The following is a 19,690-nucleotide window of genomic DNA, read 5'->3' as shown; positions in this document are numbered from 1 at the left end:
AGTGTTTGCAAGGATTTCCGGTTTTCTGGAATCCTTTTTTTGTTTATATAAGTAAAAGTACTAAAAGATCTCATGCCCTTTTTGATATAAAAAGTGAGTTGTTATCATCTGGAATATGATATAATATTTTTAGATTAATGTGTTCCATTCGAATGTATTAACATAGAAAATTCGTGAGAGGTGATGAAGATTTATGACAACTACATCATTAAAAATACTTGCACTTTGCTTTATGCTGATAGATCATATTGCTGAATTCATTCCGGGAATACCGATATGGTTTCATTGGATTGGAAGAGTCTCAGCTCCCATTTTCTTTTTCTGCATGGTATGGGGATTTAAGTACACACATAACAGAAAAATATACTTACGCAGAATGTATGGATTTGGTGTTATAATGGGTATTATGGATTTCATTTGTAATAATTTATTTCCCAATCCATATTGTATAATAACCAATAATATATTTGTTACCATGTTCTTGATAGGTGTGGTTATATGGATACTGGAGATGTTTCAGTCAGATAAAAAACGTGGATATAACTACTTAATCTATTTTTGTCTATATCAGATCTTGAGTACATCAATCTGCATTATCGCAAAAAAAATAATACCAGGATATGGTATCTATGATATTGTGGGGGCATTAACAGGTAACCTTATCTTTACTGAAGGAAGTTTTTTATTTGTATTTCTGGGTGTATTGATGTATTTTACCAAGGAGAGTAAAATACGTATTGGCGCTGTTTATACTATATTCTGTATCGTTTATTTTGTACTGACAGCTTTGAATAGTGTTCACGTTAAAGAGATGTTTTATGAAAATTATCAATGGATGATGATCGGAGCGCTCCCGTTCATGTACCTGTACAACGGGAAAAAAGGGAAAGGGCTCAAATACCTTTTCTATATATTCTATCCTCTACACGTTTTTGCGTTATTCTGGATAGGTAATCTATGTTTTTGAAACCGGTAAAACAATAACCGTTGGATCGTTCTGACAGCGGAATATGCCTGATATTTGCATCTTATACCATAATACACCAAAAAAATTAAATAAAAACTATAATGTAATCAATTGGTAAACCTTTACCAGCTGATTACTTTTTTATTTCAGGTCATCAGTAAAACAGGTATGCTAAGAACGGTATGAAAAATAGAAAGTGAAAGGGGTATCAGTATGAATGAAGTAGGAAATTGGGTATTAGAAGAATTTACTCCATGTAAATTACCAGAAGAGGTGGAGGCTGGATTCTCTCAGGTAATGAGTACAATTGTTGGAGTTAACTACACACCACTGCTTTATGCGGCAACTCAGGTTGTGGCAGGCAAAAATCATATGATAATTTGCGAAAGCACTCCCGTGGTCTTAAATCCAGTGCGGAGTCTGGTTTCCGTTTATTTGCATCAGGCATTACCGTTTGAAGGTGGAAAGTTTCAGCTTTTATCGATTGAACCTATCAGAATCGGTAAATAATTCTTGTCGCATGTATATGAAAAAACGGGAAAAAGGACTTTTCCCATTTTTATTTGTAACTGAAAACGAAAGATAAGCAGAAGGAGGTTTTTAATATGGCATATCCGGTATCAGATTTTACTGCAGCAAAAATAGGTGAGAATTCAAGTGCGGAACGCAGAGATGGAATGACAGTGAATTCTGAGGTTACAATTAACGGTTCCTCGAATTTATATGACATGATTCGATTTAATAATAAAGGATGTGTGTATGGGATTACCCTAACTGGTTCTCCGGGAATTTATGATTATGTTCTTAACGTTGATGCACAGGGGCCGGAAGGGTTTTTCTCCGGTGCGGGCTATCTGGCTTTTACCGATAAGAGCGGTGATACTTATAAGCTAAGTGTTTATAGCAGTACACGGTCAGTACATACGGTAAGGTATAACAGTCAGCAGCCTGAAATCGTAAAAATTCAGTGGAGTAATGAGTCAATTTAAATATTATATAGGAGATATCATAAGCCGGAAGTAAGATTAATCTTGTTTCCGGCTTTTTTCCGTGTTTTTATCCCTGCATATTTGATATTATTTTCAGAATAAAAAAAAATATTTTGAAGAAAAAATATAAAATTGCCCTATTTTTGGACATAGTAATACTGCTTATGCAAAAATCTTAATTGATAAAAGATATCAAATGCTTGGTGAATTCGTATTTTGTCGAAAACCGTCAGATCCCAGGTTGATATAAATTGCACTCATTGTACAATTTATGGTCTAAAAAGTGGTCAATCTGGTGACAGTTGACAAGAGTATATGAAATAAAATACAATAAATGTACAGTAAAAGTTGGGTTATAACGAACTAAATTGTGCAAAAAACACAAAGAAGAGAGCGATATTTTAAAGGAGGGTTACGATGCAAAAGAAAGCATTAATAATCAATGGAACTAAGACGATTCTGGTTGCTGATGCGGAAGACAAGCTGTCTGATGTTTTAAGAAAACAGCTTGGCCTTACTGGTACAAAGGTGGGCTGCGGAATCGGGGAATGCGGATCCTGTTCCGTAATTCTTAATGGAAAATTAGTGAGATCGTGTATTACCAGGATGAAAAAGGTGGAAGAAAATTCCGAGATCATCACTATTGAGGGAGTCGGCACAAAAGACCGCCTTCATCCCCTTCAGATTGCATGGATGGTTCATGGCGGTGCTCAGTGTGGATACTGTACTCCGGGCTTCATTGTTTCAGCTAAAGTTCTTCTGGATCAGAACAATAACCCCACAAGGGAAGAAGTGAGAGACTGGTTCCAGAAAAACAGAAATCTTTGCCGCTGTACCGGTTACAAGCCTTTGGTGGATTCGGTTATGGATGCAGCAAAATTGATGAGAGGAGAGATAGAAGTTAAGGATATCTGGAAGAAGATACCGGAAGGTGCATCCTTAATTGGAACGGAATACATCCGTCCGTCTGCACTGGCAAAAGTTACAGGAACCTGGGACTTTGGTGCAGATCTGGGCTTAAAGCTTCCTTCTAATACCCTGCATGCAAAGATTGTACAGGCTGATGTATCCCATGCCAATATTATATCCATTGACACCTCAGAAGCAGAAAAAGTGCCGGGTGTATACGCAGTATTGACCTATAAAGACGTAAAGGGAACAAACCGGATCAACGGTTTGGCATTTCCTACCAATAAAGGCGACGGATTAGACCGGCCGATTTTAAATGATAAGAAAATTTTCCAGTTTGGAGATGCTCTGGCAATTGTCCTTGCTGAGAATGAAAAGGCAGCCCATGCAGGTGTTGACAAGGTAAAAGTTCAATTAGAAGTATTGCCTGCATACATGAATGCGCCGGATGCCATGGCAGAAGATGCAATTGAGATCCATCCGGGTACACCCAATGTCTACTTTGAAAACTATGTGGCAAAGGGCGAAGAGACAGCTCCAATCATGGAAAGCGCTCCTTATGTTGTGGAGGACAGCTTCTATGTTCAGAGACAGCCCCATCTGCCGATTGAACCAGATGTAGGCTTTGCATATGTGGATGATGACGGGAAATTAATCATTCATTCCAAGAGCATTGCAATTCATTTTCATTCTTTGATGATAGCGGAAGGTGTGGGAATGAAACCAGAAGATGTTTATATTGTACAGAATAATACCGGCGGTACCTTTGGTTACAAGTTCAGTCCGACGATTGAGGCTCTGCTGGGGGTAGCAACTCTTGCAACAGGACGCCCCGTATATCTGGAATTTAATATGTTCCAACAGATTACCTATACAGGAAAGAGATCTCCATTCTGGACAACAATGAAGATGGCTGCGGACAAAGAAGGAAAAATTCTGGCCATGGAGTCTGACTGGAGCGTGGATCATGGTCCTTATTCCGAATTCGGCGACTTACTGACACAGAGAGGATTCCAGTTCGGCGGTGCGGGCTACCAGATTCCCAATATCCGGGGAAATGGACGGACAGTATGTACCAATCATGGCTGGGGTTCCGCATTCCGCGGCTATGGAGCACCGGAAATTATGTTCCCATCAGAAGTACTGATCGATGAACTGGCAGAAAAAGCGGGCATGGATCCGTTTGAGTTCCGCTATAAGAATATATACAGAGAAGGCGATACTACGCCGACGGGCTGCCAGCCTGATGTATATTGTCTGGAGGGATTATTTGAAAAGGCCCGTCCGGTATATGAAGAGGCAAAAAAGAATGCTGCAAGGAAGAATGAAGAAAGCCAGGATAAAAAGTATGGTGTAGGCATTACCGTCAACATTTATGGCTGCGGTCTCGATGGTCCTGATTCTTCGGAGGCCTGGGCAGAGCTTACTCCAAAAGGAGTTTCTGTAGGCAACTCATGGGAAGATCACGGGCAGGGAGCAGATATTGGTACATTAACTTATGCCCACGAAACATTAAAGCCGTTAAATTTAAGACCGGAACAGATTGATCTGGTCATGAATGATATGTCAAAGACTCCAAACAGCGGACCATCCGGCGGCAGCCGCCAGAACCTGGTAACAGGCAATGCCACTACGGCAGCCTGCAGAAATTTACTGGAAGCCATGAAAAAGGAAGATGGCACCTACCGGACTTATGATGAAATGGTGGAAGAAGGACTGGAATTAAAATACAGCGGAAAATGGACTGCTCCATGTACCGACACGCCGCCGAATGGAGGACAGGGCAACCCGTTTGCAGGTTATATGTACGGAGTCTGCGTTGCAGAAGTAGAGGTTGATTTAAACACCGGTAAGACGAAAGTCGAAAAGATGACGCTGGCATCTGATGTGGGCACCATTATTAATAAACTGGCCGTAGACGGGCAGATGTACGGCGGTCTTGTTCAGGGCATCGGTCTTGCATTATCAGAAGACTTTGATGATTTGAAAAAGCATACCACATTGACACGCTGTGGAATTCCACAGATCAAGGACGTACCGGATGTGCTTCAGCTCATGTATACAGAGACAAAAAGACCAAATAACTTCTACGGCGCTTCCGGTGCCGGTGAAATGCCTCTTGCTGCTCCACATGCAGCCATTATCAATGCGATTTACAATGCATGCGGTGTCAGAGTGACACATTTACCGGCGCTTCCTGAAAAGGTCCTTGCCGGCCTGAAGAAATAATTTAAATCAGGAATTGGGAGGTGATCACATTTCCCAATTCCTCTTTCCGTTTTTGAGGGCAGCAGGCCGTACGGACACGATGAAGATCACAGTAACATACAGTCGGCGATAGGAGAGGAAATAGAATGGATCTGGATAAATTATTGGAAATCAGCAATCAGTGCATTCATAATGAACCGCCGGTTTGTACAGCCTCCTGTCCGGTTCATATGGAGGTGATTGCATTTGTATCAGAAATTGAAAAGGGCGAATTTGAAAAAGCGTATAAACTTATGGAAAGCAGGCTTCCTCTTACCAGACTGCTGGGAAAAATCTGTGATCACCCGTGTGAAAACGTATGCTCCAGAAACGGTGCAGGAGGAAGTATCCGTATCAGTGAACTGGAGAAGGCAGTGATCGAACTGGGTTATAAGCCTCCCAAAAAGTCAATTCCAATGCCAAAGAAAAAGGGCAGTGTGGCAGTGGTCGGCGGCGGACTGAGCGGACTTTGTGCAGCCATTGATTTAAATAAAAAAGGCTATCAGGTGACGATATATGAAAAAACAGACCGGTTAGGCGGAAGAATCTGGAATTATGAAGGAAGCGTCCTTCATAAGGATATGATAGAAGCAGAGCTTGAACAAATTGAAAAAAGCGGTATAAAAATAAATTTTGGTACAGAGGTGACGAAAGATATCCTTAAGGAGTTTATGGGAAAGTTTGACGCCCTGTATCTGGGAACAGGGGAGTGGAGCACACATGATCAGCCTGATCCGGTGACATTTCAGGTTGATGAACTCCCGCTATTTATAGGCGGAAAACTTTCCGGCTGTGAGGATTCGGTTATTTTATCTGCCAGTTCCGGAAAAAGAGCGGCGGTATCCATTGACCGGTATATCACGAAAAGCTCTATGACTGCATCCCGTGAACGGGAAGGCGTTTATAAGACTTTATTGGATTATTCTGTGAAAGATGTGGTTTCTGTTTTACCAGCAGAAAAAGAATCGGAAATTTATTCCGGAGCTGAAGCCCAGAAAGAAGCAGGGCGCTGCTTGAAATGCCAGTGCAATGAGTGTATAAAGGCCTGCAGCCATATGCAGAAGTTTGATATCACGCCCAATGCATATATAAGATCAATCAGCCACAATGAACGGATTATTCTTGGAACCCACTTTGCAAATAAAATGATTAATTCCTGTACGGAATGCGGGTTATGCAAGGTACAATGCCCGGTTGGAATCGGGATGCAGGATATCATTCATGAAACAAGGAAGAGTATGGTGGAACGAGGTAAGATGCCATTATCCGCACATGATTTTGCACTGAAGGATATGCAGTTCAGCATGAGTGAGGATTGTTCGTTTGTCAGAAAACAGCCGGATAAAGAACAGTCAAAATCCCTCTTTTACTACCCTGTTCTGGCTTTCTCCCAATATGCAAGAGGACTGTATAAAGGCTCTGGAAAGACTGGATATCTGTTTTATCCCGGCTGTCAGCTCAGTGCCACCCATGCAAAGTATATCGGGGAGCTGTATAAGCATCTGGTTGGAGTGATTAAGGAACGGGAAGCTGAGAATGATGTGGGATTATATTTAGGATGCTGCGGTGCTCCGGCTGACTGGGCAGGCAGACAGGATTTAATGCAGGAAAATGTGAATAAGATTAAAGACGTTTGGGAAGATATGGGACAACCGGTTTTTATCCTGGCATGTACCAGCTGCATGAGTGTGTTTGAAAAATATATGCCTATGATTCAGACTGTATCATTATGGGAAGTTCTGGATCATTATGGTTTGCCGGAGGTTGACATTAAACAGGGAAAGCGGATCTTAAATATCCATGATGCCTGTACTGCAAGATATCATGGGGGAATTCATGAGAGCATTCGCAATATTGCAAAAACCTTAGGCTATAAGATAGAGGAACTTGATTATTCCAGGGAAAAAGCAAAATGCTGCGGCTATGGCGGACTGGTTTCCAATGCCAATAAAGAACAGGCGGAAGCATTTGTATCGGACCGCATCAGTGAAAGCAGCGAAGATCTGCTGGTTTACTGTGCAATGTGCAAGGATTCTCTTATGAGGGGAAATAAGAGAGTATACCACATTCTGGATATTATTTATGGAAATGAAATTGATGACGATACTCCTCAGACCATTCTCACATTATCTGACAGACATAACAACAGAAGAAAATTAAAGGCAGATCTGCTGAAAGAAATATGGAAGGAAGATCAGGATATGGAAACAGGCTGTGATTTTAAATTAATAATACCGGATGATGTTATGGCTGTTATGGATGAGCGGTTTATCTTAACAGATGATGTATGGAAAGTCGTTGACCATTCCAGAAAAAACAATGAACGGTTCTTTCAGCCGGATACATGCAATTACCTGGCCAGATTAAGGCTGGGAAATGTGACATACTGGGTTCAGTATGAGGAAAAGGAAAATGAGATTTTTGTCAAACAGGTGTACAGCCACAGGATGGAAATATTGGAGGAGTAAAAGTGGAAGCTGACAAGAAGGAAAAAAATCCATGGATCTGCAGCAGATGCAGCAGGGAGCTGGTCCCGGAAAAGGTGAAAGTAAGGTATCTGGAAGGAAACTTTGAAGTAGAACTTTTTAAATGTCCCCAATGCAATCAGGTGTTTATCAGTGAGGAACTGGCTTTGGGGAAAATGCTGGAAGTAGAAAAGGGATTGGAGGATAAATAATTGAAAAGCTGCAATGCATATGAAAGCAGATGCATGAGCGACGTAATGGGCCGTACATTAAGGCCGGGAGAGTTTAAACTGACAAAGAAGGCCGTCGAGTTTTGCCATATTACTTCTGAGAACAGGATTCTGGATTTAGGCTGCGGGATGGGTGCCACGATTGAATTTTTATATGAGAACTATAAAATAAAAGCGGTTGGAATTGATCCTTCCGAAAAACTGCTTGGTATGGCTAAGGAGGTATGCCCGTTTGCTGATTTTGTGACAGGAACAGGAGATTTTCTGCCGTTTCCAGACGAAAATTTTGATTTTGTACTGGCAGAATGCACCTTATCACTCATGAATGATATAGGTAAGACTTTAAGTGAGGTAAGGCGGGTTTTAAAAAATGGCGGCTTTTTTGTGGTCACCGATGTTTACGCAAAAAATCCGGATGCAGCCGCAGACTTAAAAAACAGTTCCATTGTCAGCTGCATGAGAGGACTTCATGATCTGGAAAAACTGGAGGAAAAGATAGAGGATATGGGCTTTGATATCCTTTTGACTGAGGACTGCAGTGATCTGTTAAAAGAACTGATGGTAAAGATCATTTTTCAGTTCGGTTCCATGGATGTTTTCTGGAATAAGGCGGTGGGAAGCGGAGATTGTGAAACAGGAACGTTATTTCAACAAAAGATAAAGCTATGTAAACCAGGGTATTTTATACTGATTGGCAGAAAGGAGCAAAATCATGGATGATCTGACTTTTAAAATATTTAAATTGTCTGCGTCGGGTTTCTGCTGCACACAGGTTATGATGAAATTAGCCCTTGAAGAAGAGGAAAAGGAAAATCATGACCTGATAAGAGCGGTACAAGGCCTTTGCAAAGGGATTGGGGGGAATCAGAAAACCTGCGGTGTCTTAACCGGCGGAGTCGGGATACTGGGACTGTATGCAGGAAAAGGCAGGGAAGAGGAATACGCAAATGAGCATTTTTCAAGAATGATTGATGAATACTGCCAATGGTTTGAAATCGAATTCGGAAGCATGGATTGTCAGGACCTGATTGGAGTGACAAGCTTTAAGGACGGAAACCAGACCTATCAGGTAAAGTGCGGAGATATACTTGCAAAAAGTTATCTGAAGGTTTGTGAAATGCTGTTTGAATACGGCTTTGATTACGGAAACAGGGAGAATGATAATGATTGATCTGCATGAAACTGAAAGCTTATGTCCTGTCTGTTTAAAGAAGATACCTGCGTTCATTATTACAGAGGAAGGTACTTCTTTTATGAGAAAGACCTGTCCGGAACATGGAACTTCAACAACGGTTTTGTGGAGAGGCGGTATTCCCATGACCAGCTGGATCAGAAATAAGGAAAGAGCACATATCAAAAATCCTGTGACCAGTGTTACAGAGGGCTGTCCTTTTGATTGCGGACTCTGTGCAGATCACAGGCAGCATACATGCACGGCGTTAATTGAAGTAACTCAGAACTGCAATCTAAATTGTAAATTCTGCTTTGCAGATTCTCACACAGCAAAGAGTGAAGAGCCATCTTTAGATACCATCCGCCTTCAATACCAAAAGGTTTTTGAAGTTTCCGGCAACTGTAATATTCAGCTGTCCGGTGGAGAGCCAACAGTCAGAGATGATCTGCCGGAAATCGTCAGAATGGGTACAGAACTGGGTTTTTCTTTTATTCAGGTGAATACCAATGGGATCCGCATGGCAGAAGAGGAAGACTATGTCAGGGCACTTAAGATGTCAGGACTCAGTTCCGTTTTCTTACAATTTGACGGTATCAGTGATGAAACATATAAAAAGCTGAGAGGACAGCCGCTGATTGATAAGAAACTGAAAGCGATAGAAAACTGCAGAAAGTATGAGATCGGGGTTGTATTGGTGCCGACACTGGTTCCAGGCATTAACATCCTTCAGATTGGGGATATAATCCGGTTTGCAGCCGGGCAGGCTCCTGCAGTCAGAGGGGTGCATTTTCAGCCGGTCAGTTACTTTGGCAGGATGCCCCATGCACCTGCCGATATGGACCGAATCACTCTGCCTGAAGTCATGGAAGAAGTAACAAGACAAACGGGAGGAATGATAACTGCCGAAAGCATGGAACCGCCGGGGTGTGAAAATTCTCTTTGCTCCTTTCACGGCAATTACATGATTGACGGAACGGAACTAAAGCCGGTTACAAAGCGAAAAAGCTGCTGCTGCGGTTCAGAACGGGCAGAAGAAGGAGCAAAAAAGGCAAAAGCGTTTGTAGCCAGAAACTGGTCGGGCCATGAAGAAAAAGCCTGTGAGGAGCAAAAGGACGCTTCTGACTGGGACGTCATACTGCAGAATATTCAGAGGAATTCCTTCAGTATTTCTGCAATGGCATTTCAGGATGCGTGGAATGTTAACTTAGACCGGATCAGAGACTGCTGCATTCATGTTGTGACCGGTGATTTAAGACTCATCCCGTTTTGTATGTATAATTTAACAAATACGGAAGGAAGGTCTCTTTATAGAAAATAGAAAAGGGGTCGCAAGATGAAGCAGACGCCGTTGGAAAACTGGATTCTTAAACGTACCGGAATCCATGAACGAAGCAGACAGGCACTGGAAGAATACCAGATACAACAATTGGTCAGTACGCTGCATTATGCAAAAGATAACAGCAGGTATTATAAAAAACTGCTGGCACAGACAGACATTGATTCCATAAAAACCATGAGCGGCTTTCATGCTGTTCCTTTTACGTATCCGGAAGATATAAGAAAAAAACCGACGGACTTTTTATGTGTATCGGAAAAGGAAGTAAAGCGGATTGTTACGCTTAATACGTCCGGAACAAGCGGAGAGGAAAAACGGATTTATTTTACAGAAGAAGATTTAAATCAGACCATCGATTTTTTTCAGTATGGTATGAGCTGTCTGTCTGACCAGTCTGACCGGGTATTAGTGCTTCTCCCCGGCAAAGCATACGGAAGCATTGGGGATCTGTTAAAAAAAGCACTGGCTTTGTCTCATATAGAATGCATCGTTCATGGAGTTTTAAGAGATCCGGAGGAAGTGGAACAGATTATAAAAGAGAATAGCATATCCTGTATTGTGGGAATCCCCATGCAGATTTTATATTTCAGCCGGATTAAAAGTGAAGTATTCCGTAAATATATAAAAAAGGTTCTGCTGAGTACGGACTATGTGCCTGGTGTTCTGGTGCAGGAATTGGAAAACAGATTTCATTGTGCTGTTTTCAATCACTATGGGATGACGGAAATGGGATACGGAGGAGGAGTAGAATGCCAGGCTTTAGCCGGTTATCATCTGCGGGAAGGGGATTTATATTTTGAAATTATTGATCCGGAGACAGGAGAACCTGCAAAGGATGGCCAGTATGGAGAGGTGGTATTTACCACGTTTCGCCGGCAGGCTATGCCACTGATCCGGTACCGGACCGGTGATATGGCACGTTTTTCCCAAAACCAGTGTGCCTGCGGGACATTTTTAAGAACAATGGATAAAGTAACAGGAAGAATTACAAATAAAGTGGTTTTTGATAATTTGGAAGAAATGCATTTGAGGGAGCTTGATGAAATCATTTTAAAATACAGTGAAGTACTGGATTATACCGCAGCTTTTTCCCAGACAGATATGTTGGAAATCCGCCTGACTTTAATGAATGGAGAATCATTTAAGAAACTTCAGGAAGAAATTGCTGAACGCATTTGTTCCGGGTGGAAGACAGATCTAAAGCTTCATATAACCTGGAAGCCTGACAGCAGGATATTTGAAATCACAAACAGTATGGGAAAAAGAAACTTGATTCGTCTGCAGGAAGGTGGGGGAAAAGATGGATGATATTTACGAAAAAATGAATGTTTTACTGAGGGACAGACAGGATTTTGTTGTAGCGACCATAGTAAGTAAATCTGGCTCCGCACCAAGGGAAGCAGGAACCAAAATGATAGTAAAACGGGATTTTACCTTAATCGGGTCCATTGGCGGGGGAATGCTGGAGGCCATGGTAACAAAACTTTCTTCCGGAGTTTTTGCAAGCAGGGAATTTGTAATTAAGGATTTTATTCTGATCGATAAGAAGGATTCTTCCATAGATATGGTCTGCGGCGGGGGTGTAAAAGTACTCATAGAATATGTGGATCCCTATGATGGGGATGCTGTGAGTATTTATCAGAAGGCAGGCGAACTAAAAAAACAGGGATTGGAATTTGTGCTGATTACAAAGGTCCACAAGGATATTCCGTTTATCACAGGCAAAGACAAATGGATCTGTACAGAAACTGCTTTTTATGGAACTGAAGATCATGATTTGCAGAGGATCACCAAATCCATCCGCGAAAATTTCAATCATATTGAAATTGAATTGCAGGAAGAAGAGGGGCGTTATCTCATAGAGCCATTTTACCGGTTTGAACGTGTCTGCATCATCGGAGCGGGGCATATCGCCCAGAAAATTGCAGGGTTCACTAAGGAACTGGGATTTTATACAGTTGTGGTAGATGACAGAAAAGAATTTGCTAATAAAAAAAGATTTCAGACTGCAGATGAAGTGAGGGCATTGTCCTCTCTTGATAATTTATCAAATAAAATCATGATTAATCATGACAGTTATATTATTATTGTAACCCGGGGACATTCCTATGATATGAAAGTTCTTGCCCAGATGTTAAAAACCGACGCAAAATATATCGGAGTAATCGGAAGCAGCAAAAAAAGAGATTATACTTATCAGGAATTATTACAGGAAGGCTTTACAAAAGAAGATGTTAAGAGGATTTACTGCCCGATCGGCCTTAGAATCCATGCTGAGACTCCGGAGGAGATAGCGGTCAGCATAGCGGCAGAACTGATAAAGGTAAGAAGAGGGCAGGCCTATGACAGGGGATAGGATTGCAGTTATTATAATAGCAGCAGGATATTCCTCACGAATGAATGGTTTTAAGCCATTGTTCAGATTTAAAGGCCGTACAGCAATGGAGCGGTTAATAGATACATACCGTGGTTCCGGTGTGCGGGATATTTATATTGTAGTGGGATATAATAGTGATGAGGTAATGGGGCAGCTGAAAGACCCTGATGTAACCTGGGTATTAAATGAATCCTATGCAGAGGGGATGCTGACTTCTATAAAAAAGGGAATCCTGGCTTTGGATAAAAATATCGATGCATTTTTTATGCAGCCAGTGGATATTCCATTAATTAAATCAAAAACACTGGATTTTTTGACAGATAAATATTATAAATGTAGTAGAGGAATACTTTATCCGACATTTTATGGTGAAAAAGGTCATCCCCCGCTGATCAGCTGCAAATACAATGCTTTGATCACAGGAAGTCCGGATGAAGGCGGACTCAAACGGATTCTGGAGAAGCTTGAAGAAGATTCCGTATGTGTTCCAGTATGTGACAGAGCCATACTAATGGACATGGATAAAGCAGAAGATTATGAAAATCTTCTGGCATATGATCAGCTGGATGCTCCTGATGCGGAAGAATGCCGGGCAATCAGGGCATATTATAAAGTCCCGGAACCAGTCTGCAGGCATTGCGATGCGGTCGAACAAATTGCACATAACCTTTTTATGAAGCTGGACTCATCAGGCATTCAATTAAATGGGAATGCGCTTTCTGCAGCTGCCCTTTTACATGACATGATGAGAAATGAAAAAAATCATGCAGCTGCAGGTGCTGATATCATAAAAGCCATGGGGTATGATTCCGTAAGCAAAATTATGGCAACCCATATGGATTTAGATGTTCATGAACAGGAGCCACTGACAGAAAATGAACTTCTTTATTTGGCGGATAAGATTGTAAAGACGGACAGAATCTGCAGCCTGGACGAAAAATTTACTCAGGCTTTAAGAGACAAAGGGGACACTCCAGAGGCAATTGAAAATATAAAAAGGCGCTGGCTGTCGGCCCGGTCTGTCATCCATAAAATAGAAAGGATTACCGGTACAGGCTTTCAATATGACAAAACGGATATATCTGGTCAGGCATGGGAAGATACATACAGGAAATGAAAAGAGATATCTGGGGATTACAGATTTGCCCTTAGATCAGGAAGGAATCATGCAGGCGGAATTCTTAAAGGAAACATTTAAAGATATTCCAATAGATTTTGTTTTTACCAGTCCGTTAAAAAGGTGTGTGCAAACGGCAGAGATCCTGTTTGGAGGCAGCAGGCACGATTTTATCCAGGTAAAGGAATTTACGGAAATTAATTTAGGATTATGGGAAAACAAACCAATCGAAATGATTAAAATGAATTTCCCTGCTGCTTACGAAGAAAGGGGAAAGAATTTATTAACCTTTAAGCCGCCGGAAGGGGAAAGCTTCGGGCAGCTGGCAGAAAGAGTGCTGCCTGAATTTGAACGCATTCGAAAGAGCTATTCCGGAGATATCATGATCATTGGACATGCCGGAGTTAACAGAACCATTTTAAGTGAGATACAGGGGATTTCCATTGACGATTTTTTCCTGATCAGACAGCCATATGGCTGTGTTTACGAATTGCTGTGGAAGGAAGATTCCATATGTCAGGTGAAACGTTTGGTATGAAAGGGGGGCAATTCAGGATGAATCATAATGATTTTCGCACGATTATTGAAAGCTCACGAAGGAGAAGCATAGCGGCGGATATCAGCTGCGACCAGGTCTACAGTAAAAAAATAATCGATAATATTGAATTGCAAAAGAAGTTTGCAGAGAAAAGAAATATGATCTTAACTGCAGCCCCATATATGGAGCAGCTGATTAATTTTGTTATTGATTATAATTTTTTCGTTTTACTGACGGATGGGGAAGGCTGTATTTTAAATGTATTCGGCAATGAGAAGATCCTGAATGAGGCCTTTGAACTGAAGATGATTCCGGGCGCTTACATGGATGAGGAGAGTATTGGTACAAATGCAATGGCGGTTGTGCTGAAAACGGGAAGCCCCATACAATTATCTGGAGAAGATCATTTGATAAAGGCCTACCACCGGTGGACCTGCTCCGGAGCTCCCATCAAAGACAGCCATGGGAAACTCATTGGAGTTTTAAATCTGACAGGCTATACGGAACAGGTTCATCCACATACTCTTGGAATGGTAATTGCAGCTTCCAATGCCATTGAAGAAATGCTCAAAGTAAAAGAGTACCATAAATTACAGAATATAAATTATAAACATATGAATACCATATTCAATTCCATGCCGGTTGCAATTATTACTTCTGATCTGGAAGGAAATATAAAATTATATAACAATCAGGCGACCGAACTTTTCGGCAAAGCTGACAGCCTTATGGAAACAACCAGGGTGAATGAGCTGATCAGAAACTGGGAATCCATGATAGAAGTTATCGTTAATGGAGAGAATGTGGAACAGGATATCAGCATTAAGAATTTTAGCTGTCATCTTACGGCGAATCCCATATATAATCCTGTGGATGACAGTATCGAGATTGTATACATTTTTGAAGAGATAAAAAAATCAAATATTGCGGCCTATTATATCTTTGATAAAATTATTGGTGAGGACCCCAGTTTCTTAAAAATTGTCCAATATGCAAAAAAAATATCAGACAGCAAGTCAACGATCCTGATTTTAGGGGAAAGCGGTACCGGAAAAGAAGTGTTTGCCCAGTCCATACACAATTACAGCAGCAGAATGGATGCACCGTTTATCGCAATTAACTGCGGGGCAATACCAAAAGAGTTTATGGAGCTGGAGCTCTTCGGCTATGAAGAGGGCGCGTATGCAGGAGCAAAAAAAGGAGGAAGCCAGGGGAAGTTCGAACAGGCGGATGGCGGGACCATATTATTTGACGAAATCGGTGCGCTGCCTCTGGATATGCAGGTGAAACTTCAAAGAGTACTGCAGGAAGGAATCATAACAAGGATTGGCAGTCAGAAGTCGATACCTGTTAATGTACGGGTCATTGCTGCCAGCAATAAAGATCTAAAAAAAGAAGTGGAATCCGGAAGATTCAGAAAGGACCTTTATTACCGCCTTAATGTACTGCCGTTATATTTGCCGCCACTGCGTGAACGAAAAGGGGATATCGGTCTGCTGATCCAATACTTTATGAAACTGATCTGTAATAAGCTTAATAAAAAAGAGGTGGCAATTCCAAAGGAATATTTAAAACAGATGATGAATTATAACTGGCCCGGAAATATCAGGGAACTGGAAAACATCGTGGAGTTGATTGTTAATTCCGAAACCATTCCTACAGAATACTTTAATCAGGAAACCGGTTGTGAAGATACCGGTCAGGAGGAAGAAATTTTAGACTTAGCCTATGTGGAGCGGGAACAACTGAAGAAAGTTCTTCAAAAGAATAACGGGAACATCACCAGAACAGCCAGTGATTTAGGAATTAGAAGGAATACGCTTTATAGCAAGATGAAAAAATATAATATAAAAATATAATAATATAATAATAATACCCATCAGATCAATGAAAAAGGCAATATTGATCTGGTGGGTATTTATGGGCAGGCATTTATTAAAAAAATTGACAGGTACCCCAAAAAAAATAAAAGTATGATCGAATATAACTAGAAGAAGAGTAAATAATTTCCGGATACATACATTTAATCCGGATAAAGGGAGGGGATAGTCCTGCGTGAACTGGATTACCTGGCTTTGGAAGCGGCACAGGATGAAAATACATTAAATCGTTTTATCGAACAGCAGGAAACGTTCATTTTGAGTAATGCATTTAAGGTTACAGGACATTTTATAACGAAAAGTGATGACGAATGGTCCATCGCTTTAGGCGCATTTGTACAGGCTGTTAAGGATTATGATTTAAAACGCGGCAGTTTTTTTAATTTTGCAAAAATGGTGATGCAAAGACGGTTAATAGATTATATCAGACAGCAGAAGAAATACAAAAATGAAATATCCGTGAATCCGAACCTGTTTGATTCGGATTCGGATGAAGATGATATTGAAAATGATCACATTCGATATGCTGTCTCTAAAAAATCACTGGAGTCACATAAACAGGAAAGCCTTGCATTTGAAATCAATACGGTAAATGATATCCTTAAGGAATACGGCTTTACTTTCTTTGATCTGATAAAATGTTCTCCAAAGGCGGCGAAAACAAAAACTGCCTGCGGGAAGGTCATTGCATTCTGTTTAGGAGATCCAATGGTTACCCATGTATTGGAAAATACGAAATTATTACCTGTAAAAATTCTTGAAAATAATACAAAAGTACCCCGGAAAATAATAGAGCGGCATCGAAAATATATAATAGCAGCCATAGTGATACTATCCGGAGAGTATCAGGAACTTGCTGAATATCTGCGAACCATCAGAGAGGAGATGAAACGATGAAATCAGTTGTACTTGAAATAAAGGGTAAATTTGCAGCTGTTTTGTCTGATGATGGCAGCATAAAAAAAGTAAAAAATAGAAATTATGCGGTAGGCCAGGAAATCTGGTCAATACAAAAGGAAGAGGACTTAAAAATGAAAAATTTACCTATAACGAAAAAAATGGCATTATGTGCTTCCTGTGCGGCAATCATGCTTTTTGGTACCGGTGCGGGTGTATGGGTTTATGCTGCGCCATATTCTTATGTCAGCCTTGATGTGAATCCTTCCATAGAATATACGCTGAACCGGCTGGATCGGGTGATTAAGGTAAAGGCAGTTAATGATGACGGTCAAGCCATACTGGATGAACTGAATATGACAGATTTAAAAAATAAGACCATTGAAGATGCCATATTGGCAACGGTACAGCAGATTTCAAACGAGGGTTATTTTGAGGAAAGCAATACTGAGCCGGTGACAGCCACAGCCAGCGAAGCTGTGGAGGGCAGCAATGAAACAGCAGAGCCGGTGACAGCCACAGCCAGCGAAGCGGCAAAGGAAGGTAACGAAACGGCTGAACCGGCAACCGCTACAGCCAGTCAGGCTATGGAAAACAGCGGTACGGATACACAATGGGGCAAAGCAATTGATGGCGGTATTGTTATTACCGTGTCAGGCGGCAATCGGAAAATATCCGATAAATTTGTTTTAGAAATACGTGAGGCAGTTGAGAAACTTGTTGATGAAACGGTAGAAGTCGAGGTATCCAGTGTCGGATTAGAACGGGTCCGGGAAGCAAGAACTTTGGGAGTGACACCTGGTAAACTGAATTTAGTAGAAAAATTAAAGTCAAGTGCCGGCGATCCTGACAGTATTGTAATAGAGGAATGGTTAAACAGACCTGTAAAAGATATTATGAAAGAAATTAAAAAGAATAGAAAAACAGCCGTTGCAGAGCAGCCTGAAACAACCAGTGAAGCTGCCTCCCCATCTGATGCCGTATCAAACACGATGAGCCAAGAAACTTCAGGCGCTGGCAATCCTTCGGCAGAGGAAAGTAAAGCTGCAGATGTCACCAGAAAAGAGAAACCATCCCAGAGTATGAAACCGGACAAAACAGAAAAGACTGCACAAGAAAAAGAAACAAAAAGCCAGCTGAAAGAAGATATAAAAGTAAATCAGGAAGGTGATAAGCAGGAAAAGGCTGAAGTAAAAGAACAGAGCAAAGAGGTTAAAGAGTCGGAAAAAACACAGTCTAAGGACGAAAAGCAGGAGTCAAAAGCTGACTCTGATAAGAGCTCCGATGAGGTAAAAGAAAAGCAGGAGACGCCAGTTAAAAAATCAAATCCGGGTAATTCGAAAAAAGGTTCTTAAAAAGCCGGTGATCAGGTAAAAGCCATTATAAAGAATTAACAGCCACAGGAACAATATACCCCCAATATTGTTTCTGTGGTTTTCTGATTTTTATTATTTTAGTCTGGACCTTAAAATTGTAGAATGATATGATAGATAAAAATACATGCGTATAGAGTAGAGAGAGAAATATTCGGGAGGTGACACCTTGATTGTACGTGATGAGTATACTTGTCCTCTGGAACTTACACACGATATTACGAGAGGCAAATGGAAACCTATTATTTTATGGCTGCTGGGTAAAGAGCCGTTATCGCTGTCCCAGCTGGAACATAGTATTAAAAAAATTAATCAGAAAATGCTTTTAGAACAATTGAAAGAGCTGATGTCATTTGGTATCATTTCAAAGCAGACATTTGACGGTTATCCCCTTAAAGTGGAATATTGTTTAACGAACCGGGGCCGTGAACTGCTGCAGGCGATCACAATCATGCAAAAAGTGGGCATTGAACTGATGCTGGAGAATGGAATGAATGATGTTCTAAAGGCAAATGGATTCGCAGAATGACGATACCTACAAAAAAGTGGGTAATTTACCTTAATTTAAAATTGAGTTATCTTATTACAATAAGGAGGTGTAAGAAATGATAAATGCCGAAAAAACAATTGGTAACCTGATTGATAAGCAAAGTGTTTCATTTATAAGCTCGGTTGACTGTATGGGATTTCCCAATACGAAAGCAATGCTTCCGCCCAGAAAAAGAGAGGGGATAAAAACGTTTTATTTTACCACAAATACATCATCAATGAGAGTGGGACAATACAAAGACAACGAAAACGCATGTATCTATTTTTGTGACAAGCGATTTTTCCGGGGAGTAATGCTTAGAGGTACTATGGAAGTTTTGGAAGATGAAGCGAGCAGGCAAATGATATGGCGCAATGGAGATACCATGTATTATCCCCAGGGTGTTAATGATCCTGACTATTGTGTATTGAAGTTTACAGCATTAGACGGCCGGTTTTATAGTAATTTCCATTCAGAAGTATTTAATATTGACTAATCAATCAAAAGAACGATTGGCTGAAACATAATCGCCGGCTGTTTTAATAGAGGAAATCAGCCGGCAGTGGCGATTTTTCCAGGTTGAAAAAGAGATGTACGTTCCTCAAAAAAAATTAAAAATAAAAATAAGAAAAACTGTTGACTTTTGTCGAAAGCTTTGGTAT

The 19,690-nt window shown here is 40.9% G+C and carries 18 protein-coding genes; all 18 read left to right on the top strand.

The window, feature by feature from the left end; translation table 11 throughout:
• Positions 1-193 precede the first annotated feature (193 nt).
• The 18 genes from V7D18_RS08300 to V7D18_RS08215 all read left to right on the top strand — a co-directional run bounded on the left by V7D18_RS08300 (position 194) and on the right by V7D18_RS08215 (position 19,524).
• Entirely contained in the window at positions 194-967 is a 774-nt protein-coding gene (locus tag V7D18_RS08300) for a TraX family protein (protein ID WP_426153267.1), read from the top strand.
• A 213-nt stretch (positions 968-1,180) separates the two neighbouring features.
• A complete protein-coding gene (locus V7D18_RS08295) occupies positions 1,181-1,477 on the top strand; it encodes a hypothetical protein (protein ID WP_426153265.1) in 297 nt (98 codons plus the stop codon).
• Positions 1,478-1,572: 95 nt separating this feature from the next.
• Positions 1,573-1,956, top strand: coding sequence for a hypothetical protein (locus V7D18_RS08290; RefSeq protein ID WP_426153263.1), 384 nt, complete (start codon positions 1,573-1,575; stop codon positions 1,954-1,956).
• Positions 1,957-2,373: 417 nt separating this feature from the next.
• On the top strand, positions 2,374-5,094 hold the full coding sequence (locus tag V7D18_RS08285; RefSeq protein ID WP_426153261.1) for a molybdopterin-dependent aldehyde oxidoreductase: 2,721 nt from the start codon (positions 2,374-2,376) through the stop codon (positions 5,092-5,094).
• A 125-nt stretch (positions 5,095-5,219) separates the two neighbouring features.
• Positions 5,220-7,580 carry a pyridine nucleotide-disulfide oxidoreductase/dicluster-binding protein gene (locus tag V7D18_RS08280; RefSeq protein ID WP_426153259.1) on the top strand — a complete coding sequence of 787 codons (2,361 nt, stop codon included), beginning with the start codon at positions 5,220-5,222 and terminating at the stop codon, positions 7,578-7,580.
• 2 nt (positions 7,581-7,582) lie between these two features.
• Complete coding sequence (locus V7D18_RS08275) at positions 7,583-7,789, top strand: DVU_1557 family redox protein (protein WP_426153257.1); 207 nt, start codon at positions 7,583-7,585, stop codon at positions 7,787-7,789.
• The gene (gene trsM / locus V7D18_RS08270; protein WP_426153255.1) at positions 7,790-8,527 is read left to right on the top strand and encodes a DVU_1556 family methyltransferase; all 738 of its coding nucleotides are present in this window, start codon (positions 7,790-7,792) and stop codon (positions 8,525-8,527) included.
• Positions 8,520-8,978 carry a DVU_1555 family C-GCAxxG-C-C protein gene (locus V7D18_RS08265; RefSeq protein WP_426153253.1) on the top strand — a complete coding sequence of 153 codons (459 nt, stop codon included), beginning with the start codon at positions 8,520-8,522 and terminating at the stop codon, positions 8,976-8,978. The genes trsM and V7D18_RS08265 overlap by 8 nt, the downstream gene beginning before the upstream one ends.
• Positions 8,971-10,299 carry a radical SAM (seleno)protein TrsS gene (gene trsS, locus V7D18_RS08260; RefSeq protein ID WP_426153251.1) on the top strand — a complete coding sequence of 443 codons (1,329 nt, stop codon included), beginning with the start codon at positions 8,971-8,973 and terminating at the stop codon, positions 10,297-10,299. The genes V7D18_RS08265 and trsS overlap by 8 nt, the downstream gene beginning before the upstream one ends.
• Positions 10,300-10,314: 15 nt before the next feature.
• Positions 10,315-11,625, top strand: coding sequence for a DVU_1553 family AMP-dependent CoA ligase (locus tag V7D18_RS08255; protein WP_426153249.1), 1,311 nt, complete (start codon positions 10,315-10,317; stop codon positions 11,623-11,625).
• Complete coding sequence (locus V7D18_RS08250; protein ID WP_426153247.1) at positions 11,618-12,673, top strand: XdhC family aldehyde oxidoreductase maturation factor; 1,056 nt, start codon at positions 11,618-11,620, stop codon at positions 12,671-12,673. The genes V7D18_RS08255 and V7D18_RS08250 overlap by 8 nt, the downstream gene beginning before the upstream one ends.
• Complete coding sequence (locus V7D18_RS08245; protein WP_426153245.1) at positions 12,660-13,811, top strand: DVU_1551 family NTP transferase; 1,152 nt, start codon at positions 12,660-12,662, stop codon at positions 13,809-13,811. The genes V7D18_RS08250 and V7D18_RS08245 overlap by 14 nt, the downstream gene beginning before the upstream one ends.
• Complete coding sequence (locus V7D18_RS08240) at positions 13,759-14,349, top strand: histidine phosphatase family protein (protein ID WP_426153243.1); 591 nt, start codon at positions 13,759-13,761, stop codon at positions 14,347-14,349. Before V7D18_RS08245 ends, V7D18_RS08240 begins: the two co-directional genes overlap by 53 nt.
• A gap of 17 nt (positions 14,350-14,366) precedes the next feature.
• On the top strand, positions 14,367-16,208 hold the full coding sequence (locus V7D18_RS08235) for a sigma-54-dependent Fis family transcriptional regulator (protein ID WP_426153241.1): 1,842 nt from the start codon (positions 14,367-14,369) through the stop codon (positions 16,206-16,208).
• A gap of 279 nt (positions 16,209-16,487) precedes the next feature.
• Positions 16,488-17,126 carry a hypothetical protein gene (locus V7D18_RS08230; RefSeq protein ID WP_426153238.1) on the top strand — a complete coding sequence of 213 codons (639 nt, stop codon included), beginning with the start codon at positions 16,488-16,490 and terminating at the stop codon, positions 17,124-17,126.
• Positions 17,123-18,481, top strand: a complete 1,359-nt coding sequence (locus V7D18_RS08225) for an anti-sigma-I factor RsgI family protein (RefSeq protein ID WP_426153236.1) — start codon at positions 17,123-17,125, stop codon at positions 18,479-18,481. Before V7D18_RS08230 ends, V7D18_RS08225 begins: the two co-directional genes overlap by 4 nt.
• 187 nt (positions 18,482-18,668) lie before the next feature.
• The gene (locus tag V7D18_RS08220) at positions 18,669-19,028 is read left to right on the top strand and encodes a winged helix-turn-helix transcriptional regulator (protein WP_426153234.1); all 360 of its coding nucleotides are present in this window, start codon (positions 18,669-18,671) and stop codon (positions 19,026-19,028) included.
• 76 nt (positions 19,029-19,104) lie between these two features.
• Positions 19,105-19,524: a pyridoxamine 5'-phosphate oxidase family protein gene (locus V7D18_RS08215; protein WP_426153232.1), complete on the top strand. Its 420-nt coding sequence runs from the start codon at positions 19,105-19,107 to the stop codon at positions 19,522-19,524.
• The last annotated feature ends 166 nt before the right edge of the window (positions 19,525-19,690 follow it).

The sequence above is a fragment of the Lacrimispora sp. 38-1 genome, from assembly GCF_049890855.1.
GTDB lineage: Bacteria > Bacillota > Clostridia > Lachnospirales > Lachnospiraceae > Lacrimispora.
Note: the sequence above shows the minus strand (reverse complement) of the source record. Positions and strands in the feature narration are given on the sequence as shown.